14 protein-coding genes and 1 tRNA gene are annotated in these 15,684 nt (G+C 71.6%); 7 read left to right on the plus strand and 8 right to left on the minus strand.

Annotated elements, in window-relative coordinates; translation table 11 throughout:
* Positions 1-111 precede the first annotated feature (111 nt).
* Genes IE108_RS01775 through IE108_RS01785 form a run of 3 tightly spaced genes read right to left on the minus strand, consistent with a single transcriptional unit; the run spans position 112 to position 2,831 of the window.
* Positions 112-441: a rhodanese-like domain-containing protein gene (locus tag IE108_RS01775; protein WP_064728850.1), complete on the minus strand. Its 330-nt coding sequence runs from the start codon at positions 439-441 to the stop codon at positions 112-114.
* Between the two features lie 49 nt (positions 442-490).
* A complete protein-coding gene (locus IE108_RS01780) occupies positions 491-1,306 on the minus strand; it encodes a hypothetical protein (RefSeq protein ID WP_064728849.1) in 816 nt (271 codons plus the stop codon).
* 52 nt (positions 1,307-1,358) lie between these two features.
* Complete coding sequence (locus IE108_RS01785; RefSeq protein WP_064728848.1) at positions 1,359-2,831, minus strand: DUF2252 domain-containing protein; 1,473 nt, start codon at positions 2,829-2,831, stop codon at positions 1,359-1,361.
* A 245-nt stretch (positions 2,832-3,076) separates the two neighbouring features.
* Between IE108_RS01785 and IE108_RS01790 the strand changes: the two genes are divergently transcribed.
* The gene (locus IE108_RS01790) at positions 3,077-3,961 is read left to right on the plus strand and encodes a carbohydrate-binding protein (RefSeq protein WP_064728847.1); all 885 of its coding nucleotides are present in this window, start codon (positions 3,077-3,079) and stop codon (positions 3,959-3,961) included.
* 98 nt (positions 3,962-4,059) lie between these two features.
* On the opposite strand, the gene IE108_RS01795 is transcribed toward IE108_RS01790, so the two are convergent.
* Positions 4,060-4,146 (minus strand) — tRNA-Leu (locus IE108_RS01795).
* A 518-nt stretch (positions 4,147-4,664) separates the two neighbouring features.
* Here IE108_RS01795 and IE108_RS01800 point away from each other — a divergent pair.
* From IE108_RS01800 to pknB, 6 genes are all read left to right on the plus strand, one after another.
* Entirely contained in the window at positions 4,665-5,540 is an 876-nt protein-coding gene (locus tag IE108_RS01800) for an FHA domain-containing protein (RefSeq protein ID WP_064728846.1), read from the plus strand.
* A 10-nt stretch (positions 5,541-5,550) separates the two neighbouring features.
* Entirely contained in the window at positions 5,551-6,066 is a 516-nt protein-coding gene (gene fhaB, locus IE108_RS01805) for an antibiotic biosynthesis regulator FhaB (protein ID WP_064728845.1), read from the plus strand.
* 141 nt (positions 6,067-6,207) lie between these two features.
* Complete coding sequence (locus tag IE108_RS01810; protein ID WP_064731858.1) at positions 6,208-7,761, plus strand: Stp1/IreP family PP2C-type Ser/Thr phosphatase; 1,554 nt, start codon at positions 6,208-6,210, stop codon at positions 7,759-7,761.
* A gap of 27 nt (positions 7,762-7,788) precedes the next feature.
* Positions 7,789-9,225 (plus strand): FtsW/RodA/SpoVE family cell cycle protein, encoded by a 1,437-nt coding sequence (locus IE108_RS01815; protein WP_064728844.1) that lies wholly within the window; start codon positions 7,789-7,791, stop codon positions 9,223-9,225.
* Positions 9,222-10,694 carry a peptidoglycan D,D-transpeptidase FtsI family protein gene (locus IE108_RS01820; protein WP_064728843.1) on the plus strand — a complete coding sequence of 491 codons (1,473 nt, stop codon included), beginning with the start codon at positions 9,222-9,224 and terminating at the stop codon, positions 10,692-10,694. The genes IE108_RS01815 and IE108_RS01820 overlap by 4 nt, the downstream gene beginning before the upstream one ends.
* A 190-nt stretch (positions 10,695-10,884) precedes the next feature.
* Positions 10,885-12,897 carry a Stk1 family PASTA domain-containing Ser/Thr kinase gene (pknB, locus tag IE108_RS01825; RefSeq protein WP_064728842.1) on the plus strand — a complete coding sequence of 671 codons (2,013 nt, stop codon included), beginning with the start codon at positions 10,885-10,887 and terminating at the stop codon, positions 12,895-12,897.
* A gap of 138 nt (positions 12,898-13,035) precedes the next feature.
* On the opposite strand, the gene IE108_RS01830 is transcribed toward pknB, so the two are convergent.
* Genes IE108_RS01830 through IE108_RS01845 form a run of 4 tightly spaced genes read right to left on the minus strand, consistent with a single transcriptional unit; the run spans position 13,036 to position 15,635 of the window.
* A complete protein-coding gene (locus IE108_RS01830; RefSeq protein WP_064728841.1) occupies positions 13,036-13,800 on the minus strand; it encodes a class E sortase in 765 nt (254 codons plus the stop codon).
* 13 nt (positions 13,801-13,813) lie between these two features.
* Positions 13,814-14,842, minus strand: a complete 1,029-nt coding sequence (locus IE108_RS01835; protein ID WP_064728840.1) for a class E sortase — start codon at positions 14,840-14,842, stop codon at positions 13,814-13,816.
* Complete coding sequence (locus IE108_RS01840) at positions 14,839-15,477, minus strand: aminodeoxychorismate/anthranilate synthase component II (protein ID WP_064728839.1); 639 nt, start codon at positions 15,475-15,477, stop codon at positions 14,839-14,841. The genes IE108_RS01835 and IE108_RS01840 overlap by 4 nt, the downstream gene beginning before the upstream one ends.
* Positions 15,474-15,635, minus strand: a complete 162-nt coding sequence (locus IE108_RS01845) for a hypothetical protein (RefSeq protein WP_189397556.1) — start codon at positions 15,633-15,635, stop codon at positions 15,474-15,476. The genes IE108_RS01840 and IE108_RS01845 overlap by 4 nt, the downstream gene beginning before the upstream one ends.
* Between the last annotated feature and the right edge of the window lie 49 nt (positions 15,636-15,684).

A 15,684-nucleotide genomic window follows, 5' to 3' on the forward strand; every position in this document is an offset into this window, starting at 1 on the left:
CGAACGGGAACGGTACTCAGGACCGGCCGCCCGCACACCCCCCGGCGGACCGGCCGCACCGTGGCCGTGGCCACATCCGGTCACCGCGTCCGGGGGAGGTCCGGGGACAGCCTAGACAACGTGCCCGGGCTCGCCCTTCTCGTCCACGACCGGCCGGCCGGCCGCGGCCCACTCCTGCATGCCGCCGTCGACGTTCACGGCGTCGACGCCCTGCTGGACCAGGTACATGGTGACCTGGGCCGAACGCCCGCCGACCCGGCAGAGCACGTGGATCCGCCCGTCCTGCGGCGCGGCCTCGGCCAGCTCGCCGTACCGGGCCACGAACTCGCTCAGGGGAATGTGCAGCGCCCCGGCGGCATGACCCGCCCGCCACTCGTCGTCCTCGCGGACGTCCAGCAGGAAGTCGCCGTCCTTGAGGTCACCGACCCCGACCGTGGGCACACCAGCTCCGAAACTCATGCCCCAGACGCTACCCGAGCGGGCGGCGCGCTCAGTCCCGGCCGAGCGCCGACGCCAGCTCCGCCTCGCGCTCGCGCACCTGCGCCGCGAGCTGCTCGGCGATCTCCTCCAGGAGCCGGTCGGGATCGTCCGGGGCCAGCCGCAGCATGGCGCCGATGGCGCTGTCCTCCAGCTCCTTGGCGAGCAGCGTCAGCATCTCCTTGCGCCGGTCCAGCCACTCCAGGCGGGCGTACAGCTCCTCACCCCGGCTCGGGCGCCGCTCGGGCACCGGCCCGGCGGCCCACTCCTCGGCCAGCTCCCGCAGCTGTGCCTCGTCGCCGCGCGCGTAGGCGGCGTTGACGCGGGTGATGAACTCCTCGCGCCGGACCCGCTCGGCCTCCTCCTGGGCGAGGTCGGGGTGGGCCTTGCGGGCCAGCTCGCGGTAGAGCTTGCGGGCCTCCTCGCCCGGCCGCACCCGCTGCGGGGGCCGCACCGCCCGGTCCGTGAGCATCGCGGTGGCCTCCGGGAACAGCCCGTCCCCGTCCATCCAGCCGTGCAGCAGCTCCTCGACCCCGGGGATCGGCGTCAGCCGGGCCCGCGCCTCGTCGGCCCGCTCCCGGTCCCCGGCGTCGCCGGTGCGCGCGGCCCTGGCCTCCAGGATCTGCGCCTCCAGCTCCTCCAGGCGCGCGTACACCGGGCCGAGCCGCTGCTCGTGGAGACGCGAGAAGTTCTCGACCTCCACCCGGAAGGTCTCCAGGGCGATCTCGTACTCGATGAGTGCCTGCTCGGCGGCCCGTACGGCCTGTTCCAGCCGTTCCTCGGGACGCGGCGCACCCCCCTGCTCGGGCTCAGCTTCGGGCGTCGTCACCCGTCCAGCCTAGGCCACGGCCGAGCCCGCCCCCGCGGCCTCGGCCGGACCCTCACACCCCCGTCTCCGCGGCCACCCGCCCGCTGCGCACCGCGGCGGCCAGTACGGCGTGGTCCGCCTCCGTCCGGTCGGCGTAGGCGAGGGCGAAGGCGGCCACCGCCTCGTCCAGCTCCTCGTTCTTGCCGCAGTAGCCGGCGACGGTCCGCGGGTCGGCGCTGTGCGCGTGGGCGCGGGCCAGCAGGGCGCCGGTCATGCGGCCGTAGTCGTCCAGCTGGTCGGCGGCGAGGGCGGTGGCGTCGACGCTGCCCTTGCGGTTGCGGAACTGCCGCACCTGGAAGGGCCGTCCGTCGACCGTGGTCCAGCCGAGCAGGATGTCGCTGACCACCTGCATCCGCTTCTGCCCCATGACGACCCGGCGGCCCTCGTGCCCGGGCTCGGGGGCCTCGAAGCCGGCGGTCGCGAGGTGGGGCAGCAGCGCGGAGGGGCGGGCCTCCTTCACCTGGAGCACGAGTGGCTCGCCCCGGTGGTCCAGGAGCAGCGCCACGTAGGACCGGGTGCCGACGCTGCCGGTGCCCACCACGCGGAAGGCGACGTCGTGCACCGCGTACCGGGCCAGCAGCGGCAGCCGGTCCTCCGAGAGCGTGGCCAGGTACGGCTCCAGGGCGGCCGCGACCGTCGCCGCCTCCGCGTCCGGCACCCGGCGCAGCACCGGCGGCGCCTCCGTGAAGCGCCGCCCGCCCTCCTCGGTGGCCTCGGTCGACTTGGCCGCGAAGCGCCCGCTGGTGTTGGCCCGCGCCTTCTCGGCCACCCGCTCCAGCGTGCCGAGCAGGTCGTGGGCGTCGGTGTGGGAGACCAGTTCCTCGTCCGCGATGGCGTTCCAGGCGTCCAGGGCCGGGAGTTTGGCCAGCAGCCGCATGGTCCGGCGGTAGGCGCCCGCCACCCCGTGGGCCGCCCCGCGGCAGGTGTCCTCGTCGGCGCCCGCCTCCCGCCCCGCGAGGACGAGCGAGGCGGCGAGCCGCTTGAGGTCCCACTCCCAGGGGCCGTGGACCGTCTCGTCGAAGTCGTTGAGGTCGATGACCATGCCGCCGCGGGCGTCACCGTAGAGACCGAAGTTCGCGGCATGCGCGTCGCCGCAGATCTGCGCGCCGATCCCGGTCATCGGCGTGCGCGCGAGGTCGTACGCCATCAGGCCCGCCGACCCGCGCAGGAACGCGAACGGCGTGGCCGCCATCCGCCCGGCGCGCAGCGGGGCCAGCCCCGGGATGCGGCCCCGGTTCGACTCCTCGACCGCGGCGAGGACGTCGGGGCGGGCGGCGTCCAGTTCCAGTTCGGCGTGGGCGGAACGCGGCACGCGCGTGCGCAGCGCCTTGCCCTCCCGCTTCGGCGAGCCCTCGGACGGCCACCGCGCGAACCCCGGCACGAGCGGCACCCGCACGCCCGCTCCCGGCTCGTCCGCGTCCACCCGCGCCCCCGGCACCGCCGCGGCCGCCGCCTCCGTGACCGCCCCCGTCGTCGACCCGCTCATCCCGGCCGCCTCCCCGTACTCGTCCGTCCCCCACCCCTGCCGATGGGCGCCACGACCGTACCCCCGGCCGGACCGCCCGTACACGCGCTCCGGCCGTCCGCCGCATAACGCCGGGCAGAGGGAGAAGCGGACGGTGCCCGCGCCCGCACCGCCGCGCCTACGGTTTCCAGCGCTCCCTGATCCCCGGATGCCGCACCTCACGTCCCACCGCACCGGGGCCACCCGCCGAGGAGACCGAGGAACCCATGACCCCGGACACCCCCAGGACCCCCGACACCTCCCTGACCTCCGACACCCCCGCGCCCGCCGGGCCCCCCGGCCCCGACCGGCCCCTGAGCCGCAAGACGCTCCTGCGCGCCGCGGTCGCCGCCGGCGCCGCCGCCCCGCTGCTCGCCACCGGGGGCGCCGCCCTCGCCCACGCCGCCGCCCGCCCCGCCGACGGCCGCACCCTGCCGCCGACGCCCTACTGCGACGACGGCGACGACCCGACGCCGGACCAGATGGAGGGCCCGTACTTCAAGCCGAACTCCCCCCGGCGCACCAGCCTGGTGACGTCAGGCACGCCGGGCACCCCGCTGACCGTCTCCGGCCGGGTCCTCGGCCGGAACTGCGTGCCGCTCTCCGCCGTACTGCTCGACTTCTGGCAGGCGGACCACGCCGGCGCCTACGACATGGCCGGATACGCCTTCCGCGGCCACCAGTTCACCGACGCCGCCGGCGCCTTCACCCTGCGCACGGTCGTGCCGGGCCTCTACCCCGGCCGCACCCGGCACCTCCACGTCAAGGCGCAGGCACCCGGCGAGCCCGTACTGACCACCCAGCTGTACTTCCCCGGTGAACCCCGCAACGCGACGGACGCGCTCTTCGACCCGGCGCTGCTGATGGACGTCCGCGACGCGGGCGGCGGCCGGGACGCCCGCTTCGAGTTCGTCCTGGACGTCGACGGCGGCCCGGGCCCCACCGACCCGCCCACCGACCCGCCGGGCGGCGGCTGGGCGGCCGGCCGCTCCTACGCGGCGGGCGACCGCGTGACGTACGGCGGACGCGACTACCGCTGCCTCCAGGGGCACACCGCGGCCCCGGGCTGGGAGCCGCCCAACGTGCCAGCCCTGTGGCGCCCCGGGACCTGAGACCTTCCTCACAGCAGCCGGAGGACGCGGACGCCTCCCCGCACCCGCGCCCGGACATGCGAAAGCCCCCCAGGTCCGAGACCTGGGGGGCTTTCGACTGGTGCGCGAGGGGGGAGTTGAACCCCCACGCCCTTGCGGGCACTGGAACCTGAATCCAGCGCGTCTGCCTATTCCGCCACCCGCGCATTGGGTGTGCCTTCCGGTGCCTTGCCCTGCCTTCGGCTTGCGGCCTGGCCCCTTCCGACACGAGAACATTAGCACGCTGCCCGGGGTGGATTCACATCCCATTACGGCGGGGAGCAGGGCGCCCGCCCCGGTCCCGGGCACTCGTTCCGGTCCGTGGCCGTTCACGTATCAACCTCGTACCGGTCCGGCCCGTCTCCCCAGGAGCCGGTAGGGGTCCACAGTCAGGTGCGGGACACTGGTCTGCGGCCGCCTCTACGATCCTGGGCATGAGTACCCGAGGGAACGCATCCCGAGGGGCCCGGGAGTTCGAAGAGGAGCTCCAGCGGGAACTCCGAGAGGCGTCGACACCCGTCGACCGGGCCGACAGGGGGAACCAGCCGATCGAGCGGCGCGTGGATACGATCAGTAAGCAGTACCAGGTGGACAGTGCACGGACGAGCGGTGCGCACACCGGCAGTACGCAAGGCAGCAGTACGCAAGGCAGCGGACAGGACGGCAGCGACGGAGGAGGTGCCCCATGGGAGTCCTGAAGAAGTTCGAGCAGCGTCTCGAAGGTCTGGTCAACGGCACCTTCGCGAAGGTGTTCAAGTCCGAGGTGCAGCCCGTGGAGATCGCGGGAGCGCTTCAGCGTGAATGCGACAACAACGCGACCATCTGGAACCGCGACCGCACCGTCGTGCCCAACGACTTCATCGTGGAGCTGAGCACACCCGACTTCGAGCGGCTCAGCCCCTACTCGGGCCAGCTCGGCGACGAGCTGGCCGGCATGGTCCGCGACTACGCCAAGCAGCAGCGCTACACCTTCATGGGACCGATCAAGGTCCACCTGGAGAAGGCGGACGACCTCGACACCGGTCTGTACCGGGTGCGCAGCCGTACGCTCGCCTCCTCCAGCAGCCAGCAGGGCGGCGCCGCCCCGGCGGGCCCGGCCGCTCCCCCGGCACCCTCGGGACGGCCCGGCGCCCCGGGCGGCTACGGCTACCCGCCGGCCGGCCCCGCGGGCGCTCCGCCCATGCCGGCCGCACCCCCGCCCGGCTCCCGCCCCGGCGGATACGGCTACCCGCAGCCCGCGGGCGGCCAGCAGCCACCGGCCGCACCCGCGTCCGGCGGCCGCGCCCGCCACTGGATCGAGATCAACGGCAACCGCCACCAGATCTCCGGCGGCAGCCTCGTCCTCGGCCGCAGCACCGAGGCCGACGTGCGGATCGACGACCCCGGCGTCTCCCGCCGGCACTGCGAGATCCGGCCCGGAACGCCCTCGACGATCCAGGATCTCGGATCCACCAACGGCATCGTGGTGGACGGGCAGCACACAACCCGCGCTACGCTCCGCGACGGCTCCCGCGTCGTCGTGGGCAGCACCACCGTTATCTACAGGCAAGCCGAAGGGTGATCCGGGGGCAATGTCAGAGCTGACCCTCACGGTCATGCGGCTGGGTTTTCTCGCCGTACTGTGGCTGTTCGTGATCGTGGCCGTGCAGGTCATCCGCAGCGACCTGTTCGGTACGCGGGTCACCCAGCGCGGAGCGCGGCGCGAAGCCGCCCGACCGCAGCAGGCCGCGCGCCAGAACCAGGCGCCTCCGCAGCAGCGCCAGCAGTCCGGCGGCGGCCGCGGCCGCCGGGGCGCGCCCACCAAGCTGGTCGTCACGGAGGGCACGCTCACCGGCACCACCGTTGCCCTGCAGGGCCAGACCATCACGCTCGGCCGGGCACACGACTCGACGATCGTGCTGGACGACGACTACGCCTCCAGCCGCCATGCCAGGATCTACCCGGACCAGAACGGGCAGTGGATCGTCGAGGACCTGGGCTCCACCAACGGCACCTATCTGGACCGGTCCCGGCTCACGACGCCGACACCGATCGGTCCGGGTTCGCCGATCCGCATCGGCAAGACCGTCATCGAGCTGCGGAAGTAGTGCTACACCAATGAAAGAGCGCGAGCGGAGCGAGCACGCGGCGGCGGCCGGCACCCCAGGCCCCGGCGCGCTCCCGACCGGAGGGTGGGCAGTGTGGCTCGACACGACCGGCTGTACCCGGAGCCGACGGGCGAGGTGCGCATGAGTCTGTCACTGCGCTTCGCCGCCGGTTCTCACAAGGGCATGATCCGGGAGGGCAACGAGGACTCCGGCTACGCCGGTCCGCGCCTGCTCGCCATCGCCGACGGCATGGGCGGACAGGCCGCCGGTGAGGTCGCCTCCTCCGAGGTGATCTCCACCATCGTCCCCCTCGACGACGACGTGCCCGGCTCCGACGTGCTCACCTCCCTCGGCGCCGCCGTGCAGCGCGCCAACGACCAGCTGCGTCAGATGGTCGAGGAGGACCCCGCTCTGGAGGGCATGGGCACCACGCTCACCGCCCTGCTGTGGACCGGTCAGCGCCTGGGCATGGTGCACGTCGGCGACTCCCGCGCCTACCTGCTGCGCGACGGCGTCCTCACGCAGATCACGCAGGACCACACCTGGGTGCAGCGGCTCGTCGACGAGGGGCGGATCACCGAGGAGGAGGCGGGCACCCACCCGCAGCGCTCCCTGCTGATGCGCGCCCTCGGCAGCGGCGACCACGTCGAACCCGACCTGTCCATCCGCGAGGTGCGGGCCGGCGACCGCTACCTCATCTGCTCCGACGGGCTCTCCGGCGTCGTCTCCCACCAGACGATGGAGGACACCCTCGCCAGCTACCAGGGCCCCCAGGAGACCGTGCAGGAGCTGATCCAGCTCGCCCTGCGCGGCGGCGGCCCGGACAACATCACCGTCATCGTCGCCGACGTCCTCGACCTCGACACCGGCGACACCCTCGCCGGGCAGCTCTCCGACACCCCCGTGGTCGTCGGCGCCGTCGCCGAGAACCAGGCCCAGATGGGCGACAACGGCATCATGCAGACCCCGGCCGGCCGCGCCGCCGGCCTTGGCCGCCAGGGCGGACAGCACGGCGGGGGCGGCGAGTTCGGCCCGCCCGGCAGCGGCGACACCACCGGGTACGTCCCGGCCGGCGGCTTCGACGACTACGGCTCCGACGACTTCGTCAAGCCCCGCAAGGGCCGCCGCTGGTTGAAGAGATCCCTCTACACCGTGCTCGCCCTCGCCGTCATCGGCGGCGGCACGTACGGCGGCTGGCGCTGGACCCAGACCCAGTACTACGTCGGCACCAACGACGACCACGTCGCCCTGTACCGCGGCATCAGCCAGGACCTCGCCTGGGTCTCGCTCTCCAAGGTCCAGAAGGACCACCCGGAGATCGAACTCAAGTACCTCCCGCCCTACCAGCAGAAGCTCGTCGAGGCCACCATCGCCGAGGGCGACCTGGCCGACGCCCGGGCGAAGATCGAGGAGCTGGGCGTGCAGGCCTCGGCCTGCAAGAAGCAGGCCGACCGGCGCACCGCCGAGGCCCAGAACAACGCCAAGACGGGCGAGGGCGAGGCGGGCGGCACCACGGGAACCACCCCCGCCTCCTTCACGTCCAAGGCCTCACCGACACCCAACCCGTCGCCGAACGCGTCGGAGTCGCAGAAGGCACCCGAGTCGTCCCAGTCCCCGACCGCACCCACCCCAGGTTCCGGCCCGACCCTCTCGGAGGAAGAGCAGAAGGTCGTCTCGCTGTGCGGTAAGCAGTAGGCAAGCCGTGAGAGGCCCTGTCACACGATGAGCAGTACTACCAACCCGTCGACGCACCACACGTCCACGATCGGCGCCATCGGCGCCCCGAGCCGGCGCAACACCGAGCTGGCTCTGCTCGTGTTCGCCGTCCTCATCCCGGTCTTCGCCTACGCCAACGTGGGCCTGGCCATCAACGACGAGGTGCCCGCCGGGCTGCTGAGCTACGGTCTCGGCCTCGGCCTGCTGGCCGGCGTCGGGCACGTCGTCGTCCGCAAGTTCGCGCCGTACTCGGACCCGCTGCTGCTGCCGCTGGCCACCCTGCTCAACGGGCTCGGACTCGTCGCCATCTGGCGTCTGGACCAGTCCGAGCTGCTCCAGGACATCCAGCAGGCCGGCACCGCGGCGCCCCGCCAGCTGATGTACACGGCGCTCGGCATCGCCCTGTTCGTCGCGGTGATGATCTTCCTGAAGGACCATCGGGTCCTGCAGCGCTACACCTACATCTCCATGCTCGGCGCCCTGTTCCTGCTGCTGCTCCCGCTCGTGCCGGGCCTCGGCAAGAACATCTACGGCGCCAAGATCTGGATCCAGGTCGGCTCGTTCTCCATCCAGCCGGGTGAGTTCGCCAAGATCGTGCTGGCGATCTTCTTCGCCGGCTACCTGATGGTGAAGCGGGACGCGCTGGCCCTGGCCAGCCGCCGCTTCATGGGCCTCTACCTGCCGCGCGGCCGCGACCTGGGCCCGATCCTCGTGGTGTGGATGGTCTCGATCCTCATCCTGGTCTTCGAGACCGACCTCGGCACCTCGCTGCTCTTCTTCGGCATGTTCGTGATCATGCTGTACGTCGCCACCGAGCGGACCAGCTGGATCGTCTTCGGTCTGCTGATGTCCGCCGTCGGCGCCGTCGGCGTCGCCAGCTTCGAGCCGCACATCCAGCAGCGCGTGGACGCCTGGCTCGACCCGATGAAGGAGTACACGCTCTCCCGCGCGGGCGTCGGCGGCCACTCCGAGCAGGCCATGCAGGCGCTGTGGGCCTTCGGCTCCGGCGGCACCCTCGGCACCGGCTGGGGCCAGGGCCACTCCGAGCTGATCCGCTTCGCCGCCAACTCCGACTTCATCCTCGCCACCTTCGGCGAGGAACTCGGCCTGGCCGGCCTCATGGCGCTGCTCCTGCTCTACGCCTTGATCGTCGAACGCGGCGTGCGCACCGCCCTGGCCGCCCGCGACCCCTTCGGCAAGCTCCTCGCCATCGGCCTCTCCGGCGCCTTCGCCCTCCAGGTCTTCGTGGTCGCCGGCGGCGTCATGGGCCTCATCCCGCTCACCGGTATGACCATGCCCTTCCTGGCCTACGGCGGCTCCTCGGTCATCGCCAACTGGGCACTGATCGGCATCCTGCTGCGCATCAGCGACACCGCTCGCAGACCGGCACCCGCCGCTCCCGCCAGCCCCGACGCCGAGATGACCCAGGTGGTCCGACCGTGAACAAGCCCCTGCGCCGGATCGCGATCTTCTGCGGTCTGCTCGTCCTCACCCTGCTCATCCGCGACAACTGGCTCCAGTACGTCCAGGCGGACGACCTCAAGGAGGACGAGCACAACCGCCGGGTCGCCATCGAGCGGTACGCGAGCCCCCGCGGCGACATCATCGTCGACGGCAAGGCGATCACCGGACACGCCACCACCGACGGCGACTTCAAGTACAAGCGCACGTACAAGGACGGCGCCATGTGGGCGCCCGTCACCGGCTACGTCTCGCAGGCCTTCGGCGCCACCCAGATCGAGTCCATCGACGACGGCATCCTCACCGGCAACGACGACCGGCTGTTCTTCCGCAACACCCTCGACATGGTCACCGGCAAGAAGCGCGAGGGCGGCAACGTCGTCACCACGCTCAACAGCGCCGCCCAGAAGGCCGCCTACGACGGACTCAAGAAGCAGGGCGCCAAGGGAGCCGTCGTCGCCCTCGAACCGTCCACGGGCAAGATCCTGTCGATGGCCTCCTACCCGTCGTACGACCCCACCGCGATCGCGGGCTCCAACGACGCGGCCGGCGAGGCCTGGAACAAGCTCCAGAAGAAGAACAACCCCGACGACCCGATGCTCAACCGCGCCCTGCGCGAGGTCTACCCGCCAGGGTCCACCTTCAAGGTGCTCACCGCGGCCGCGGCCCTCGAGCACGGCAAGGCCGACTCGGCCGACGAGAAGACCGACTCGCCGCTGCCCTGGACGATGCCCGGCACCAGCACCGAGCTGAAGAACGAGGGGAACATCCCCTGCGAGAACGCCACCCTCCGCGAGGCCCTGCGCGTCTCCTGCAACACCGTCTTCGGCAAGCTCGGTTACGACGTCGGCAACGACGCGATGCTGGAGACGGCCAAGAAGTTCGGCTTCACCGAGGAGCAGTTCGTCCCGGTCCGCTCCAGCGCCTCGGTCTTCTCCGACGGCATGAACGACTCGCAGGTCGCGCTCTCCTCCATCGGCCAGTTCAACACCGCGGCCACCCCGCTCCAGATGGCCATGGTCACCTCGGCCATCGCCAACAACGGCACCCTGATGAAGCCGTACATGGTCGACGAGCTGCAGGCCCCCAACCTCGACACCATCGAGAAGACGGACCCCGAGGAGATGAGCGAGCCGCTGTCCGCGGACAACGCCCAGATCCTCCAGTCGATGATGGAGACCGTCGTGGAGGACGGCACGGGAACCAACGCGCAGATCGACGGCGTCACCGTGGGCGGCAAGACCGGTACCGCACAGCACGGCGTCGACAACAGCGAGAACCCCTACGCCTGGTTCATCTCCTACGCCAAGGGCGAGGACGGCAGCGCGCCCGTCGCCGTCGCCGTGGTGATCGAGGACGAGAACGCGGTCCGCGACGACATCTCCGGCGGCGGCCTCGCGGCACCGATCGCGAAGAACGTCATGGAGGCCGTCATCGACAGCAAGAAGTGATCCCACGATGAACGGGACGTGACTCCTGTCACGTCCCCTTCACATCGGCGCACGTTGCGATACCGGTCCTGTATCGGCTGCCGGGCTTGGCCAAGGCACCCAAAGCGAGCCGGGTACGGTAGGCCGGACGGCAGCCTCCGACCGTACAAGCATGCCGGTCGGGACCGACGGAGAGGGCTGGTAGGTAACCATGGAAGAGCCGCGTCGCCTCGGCGGCCGGTACGAGCTGGGCCCTGTGCTCGGCCGTGGTGGCATGGCGGAGGTTTACCACGCTCATGACACCCGGCTCGGGCGCCAGGTGGCGGTGAAGACGCTGCGCGCGGACATGGCGCGCGACCCGTCCTTCCAGGCCCGCTTCCGCCGGGAGGCCCAGTCGGCCGCCTCGCTCAACCATCCCGCGATCGTGGCGGTCTACGACACGGGCGAGGACTACATCGACGGGGTCTCCATCCCGTACATCGTCATGGAGTACGTCGACGGCTCCACGCTCCGCGAGCTGCTCCACTCCGGCCGCAAGCTGCTGCCGGAGCGGACGCTGGAGATGACCATCGGCATCCTCCAGGCGCTGGAGTACTCGCACCGGGCCGGCATCGTCCACCGCGACATCAAGCCCGCGAACGTGATGCTGACCCGCAACGGCCAGGTCAAGGTCATGGACTTCGGCATCGCCCGCGCGATGGGCGACTCCGGCATGACCATGACCCAGACCGCGGCCGTGATCGGTACCGCCCAGTACCTCTCCCCGGAGCAGGCCAAGGGCGAGCAGGTCGACGCGCGGTCCGACCTGTACTCCACGGGCTGCCTGCTCTACGAGCTGCTCACCGTGCGGCCGCCCTTCGTCGGCGACTCGCCGGTCGCCGTGGCGTACCAGCACGTGCGCGAGGAACCGCAGGCGCCGAGCGTCTTCGACCCCGAGATCACGCCCGAGATGGACGCGATCGTGCTGAAGGCGCTGGTCAAGGACCCCGACTACCGCTACCAGTCCGCCGACGAGATGCGGGCCGACATCGAGGCCTGCCTCGACGGCCAGCCGGTCGGCGCGACCGCCGCCATGGGCGCCATGGCCGCGGGCGGCTACGGCGCCTACCCCGACGACCAGCCGACCACGGCGCTGCGCTCGGACGGCGGTGGCGGCGGTGCCACGACCATGCTGCCGCCCATGAACCCGGACGACGGCGGCTACGGCTACGACGAACGCCCCGACCGGCGCCGGCAGCAGCAGCGCAAGACGAACTCCTCCACGATCTTCCTGGTCCTGGCGGGCGTCCTCGTCCTCGTCGGCGCGATCCTGATCGGCAAGTACGCCTTCAGCGGCGACGGCGGGCCCAGCAACGACAAGGTCGACGTACCCGCGTTCATCGGCCTGACGAAGGCGGACGCCGACCAGCAGGCCACCAACGCAGACCTGGAACTGGCCTTCACGCAGAAGCCCTGCGAGGACCAGAAGAAGGGCAACATCTGCTCCCAGGACCCCGCGCAGGGCACCAGCGTCGACAAGCAGTCCACCGTCAACCTGGTGGTCTCGACCGGCGCCCCGAAGGTCGCGGTGCCCAACGTCATCGACAAGAACGTCGACGACGCCACGCAGCGGCTCGAGGACAAGGGCTTCAACGTCGAGACCAAGCGGACCGAGTCCTCCCAGGACGAGGGCACCGTCCTCAACCAGAACCCGGACCCGGGCAGCGAGCTGGAGAAGGGCTCCACGGTGACCCTGGAGGTCGCCAAGGCGGAGGAGAAGGCCACGGTCCCCGACGTGGTCGGCCGGAGCTGCGACGAGGCCAAGGCCCAGATGGAGAACAGCGGCCTCGAGGGCACCTGCACGGACCAGCCGACGAACGACCCCAACCAGGTCGACAAGGTCATCTCCACGACGCCGCAGGCGAACCAGCAGGTCGACCCGGGCTCCAAGGTCACGATCGTCGTCGGCAAGGCGGTCGCCAAGACGAAGGTGCCCGAGGTCCGCACCAAGTCCCTGGCGGAGGCGCGGCAGATCCTTCAGCAGAGCGGCTTCACCAACGTCCAGGTGGCTCCGAACGCCCCGGGCGAGGACAACGCCACGGTGATCGCCATGGACCCCCAGCCCGGCACCGAGGTCGACGACCCCGCCGCCACCCAGATCACCCTCACCACCGTGGGTGGCAACGGGGGCAACAACGGCGGTAACAACGGCGGCATCATCGGCGGACTGCGCGGCGACGACTGACCCGCACCGCCACCCCGTCACCGGCCAGAGCCCCGGCCCCTCACCGGAGGGACCGGGGCTCCGGCGTCGCCCGGCGGTCACTCCTCCGCGCGCGCCGCCCGACAGGGGCGAGGCGCTCGGGCCGGGAGGGCCCTCACCTCACCGCAGCTCCGCCGGCGGCGTCCGCTCCCCGTCCACCTTCTCCGTGCGGACCAGCTCGCCCCAGACCACGTAGCGGTACTTGCTCGTGTACACCGGGGTGCAGGTCGTCAGGGTGATGTAGTGGCCGGGCTTCTTCTTGCCGGACTCCGCGGGGACCGCGTCCAGGACGTCGACGTTGAACTTCGAGGTCTCGCGGAGGACGGCGTAGGTCTTGTAGACGTACCAGGTGTCCTTGGTCTCGAAGACGATCGGGTCGCCCTCGTCGATCTTGTCGATCTTGTGGAACTTCGCCCCGTGCCCGTCCCGGTGCGCCGCCAGCGAGAAGTTGCCCTCCTTGCCGGAGGTGGGCAGCGCCGCCTTCACCGGATCCGTGTAGTAGCCGGCCACGCCGTCGTTGAGGATCTTCATCGACGTGCCCTTCTCCACCAGGATGTCGCCCTTGCCCATCGCCGGGACGTGGAGGAAGCCGATGCCCGCCCTGGTGTCCAGCGCGCCGGGGCCGTCGGGACCGACGCGGTCCTGGGCCCAGTCGTCGCGGACCCGGTCCGCCTGCTTGTCCGCCGCGCGGTCGGCGACCACGTTCGTCCACCAGAGCGAGTAGACGACGAACAGGCCCAGCACCAGGCCCGCGGTGATGAGGAGTTCGCCGAAGACGCTGACCGCGCGCGCGGCGATCCGCCCGGCCCTCCGCCCGCGACCGCGCGCGGCGTCCCGCTCCCGCTCCGCGGTGTCTTCGTGCTCCGTGTCGGTGGTCGCTGCCACTGGTCATCCGCCCTTAACTGACGAGCGCATCCGGCTTGCCCTTGCTGCGCGGCCGTTCCTCGACCATCTTGCCCCAGACGATCATGCGGTACTTGCTGGTGAACTCCGGCGTGCAGGTCGTCAGGGTGATGTAGCGGCCGGGCTCCTTGAAACCGGACTGCTTCGGAACGGGGTCCAGGACGCTGACGTTGCTCGGCGACGTCACGGGCAGGATGGACGCCATCTTGTACACGAAGTACTCGTCCTGCGTCTCCACGACGATCGGGGCGCCCGGCTTGAGCTTGTTGATGTACCGGAACGGCTCGCCGTGCGTGTTGCGGTGTCCCGCCAGCCCGAAGTTGCCGGTCTTCGCGTCCGGCATCGCCGTCTTCAGACCGTCCTCCGCGTAGTGCCCGACCATGCCCCGGTCCAGCACCTTCTTGCTGTTGATGCCCTCGGCGATCGGCACCACGACGTCCAGGTCGGGGATGTGCAGCAGCGCGAAGCCCTGCCCGGGCTCGAAGGTCCCCGGATTGCGCTTGCCGTTCGCCCAGTCGTCCTGGAGGTTGCTGGCGGCCTTGTCCGCCTGGGCGTGCGCACGCACGTTGGTCCACCACAGCTGGTAGGTCACGAACAGCAGCATCAGCACGCCGGTCGTGATGAACACCTCGCCGATCGCCCGGCTGGCGATCACCGCGGCGCCGGGCTTGCGGGCCCGCGCCTGACGGCGGGCCTCCACGCGCGACAGCGGGGCCCTCGGCTCCTCGGGCGACTCGGAGTCCACCGACGCCCCGCGCGGCGCTCCACGGCGCCCGTGGCGCCGTTTCGCGGCCTTCCTGCGGGCCGCCCGGCCCCCCGTGGGCTCCTCGGCCGACCGCCGAGGCGGCGGTTCCGGTATCCGCAGCGCCACGGTCTCGTCGTCGACGGGCCGGCCGGCGGGCTCCGAGGAGTGGTGGTCCTGGCGTCCGCCCCCGAACGCACCGGAATCCCCGTACGGCCGTCCGTACGAGGATCCCTGGTCACCGGCCGTGCCGGACTCGCGCTCGGGGCGCAGGGCGGTCACGCCGTGGCCCTGCCCACCACCGGGGCGAGCCCCGCCGACCTCGCCACCGCGTCCCGGTCGCCGCACTCCACCAGCCAGTTGGCCAGCATCCGGTGCCCGTGCTCGGTCAGCACCGACTCCGGATGGAACTGGACGCCCTCCACGGGCAGTTCGCGGTGGCGCAGGCCCATCACGATGCCGTCGTGGGTGCGGGCCGTCACCTCCAGGGCGGCCGGCACGGTGCCCGGCTCCGCGGCCAGCGAGTGGTACCGCGTCGCGGTGAACGGCGAGGGCAGGCCCGCGAAGACGCCGGTGCCGGTGTGCTCGACCGGCGAGGTCTTGCCGTGCAGCAGCTCCGGCGCCCGGTCCACCACGCCGCCGTACGCCACCTGCATCGACTGCATGCCGAGGCAGACGCCGAAGACGGGGACGCCCGTGGCGGCGCAGTGCCGCACCATGTCGACGCAGACGCCCGCCTGCTCCGGCGCACCCGGCCCCGGGGAGAGCAGCACGCCGTCGAAGCCGTCCTGGGCGTGCGCGGTGGACACCTCGTCGTTGCGCAGCACCTCGCACTCGGCGCCGAGCTGGTACAGGTACTGGACCAGGTTGAAGACGAAGCTGTCGTAGTTGTCGACGACGAGGATGCGCGCGCTCACTGGTTGTCCACCGTCACATCGTTGAAGGGAAGCAGCGGTTCGGCCCACGGGAAGACGTACTGGAACAGGACGTAGACCACGGCCACGACCAGCACGAGCGAGAGCACTGCCCTCACCCACGCGTTCCCCGGCAGATGCCGCCAGATCCAGCCGTACATGCCGTCCCTTCCGTCGCACCACGACGCCGCACTCACGCCGTACCGCACC

Origin of the sequence: Streptomyces parvulus (assembly GCF_014648855.1) — a bacterium.
Classification (GTDB): Bacteria; Actinomycetota; Actinomycetes; order Streptomycetales; family Streptomycetaceae; genus Streptomyces; species Streptomyces parvulus.

Bases quoted from the DNA above. Each gene is read 5' to 3' on its own strand.
- IE108_RS01785 (WP_064728848.1), bottom strand. From the start codon at position 2,831: ATGAGCGGGTCGACGACGGGGGCGGTCACGGAGGCGGCGGCCGCGGCG.
- IE108_RS01790 (WP_064728847.1), top strand. From the start codon at position 3,077: ATGACCCCGGACACCCCCAGGACCCCCGACACCTCCCTGACCTCCGAC.
- IE108_RS01800 (WP_064728846.1), top strand. From the start codon at position 4,665: ATGGGAGTCCTGAAGAAGTTCGAGCAGCGTCTCGAAGGTCTGGTCAAC.
- fhaB (WP_064728845.1), top strand. From the start codon at position 5,551: ATGTCAGAGCTGACCCTCACGGTCATGCGGCTGGGTTTTCTCGCCGTA.
- IE108_RS01810 (WP_064731858.1), top strand. From the start codon at position 6,208: ATGAGTCTGTCACTGCGCTTCGCCGCCGGTTCTCACAAGGGCATGATC.
- IE108_RS01815 (WP_064728844.1), top strand. From the start codon at position 7,789: ATGAGCAGTACTACCAACCCGTCGACGCACCACACGTCCACGATCGGC.
- pknB (WP_064728842.1), top strand. From the start codon at position 10,885: ATGGAAGAGCCGCGTCGCCTCGGCGGCCGGTACGAGCTGGGCCCTGTG.
- IE108_RS01845 (WP_189397556.1), bottom strand. From the start codon at position 15,635: ATGTACGGCTGGATCTGGCGGCATCTGCCGGGGAACGCGTGGGTGAGG.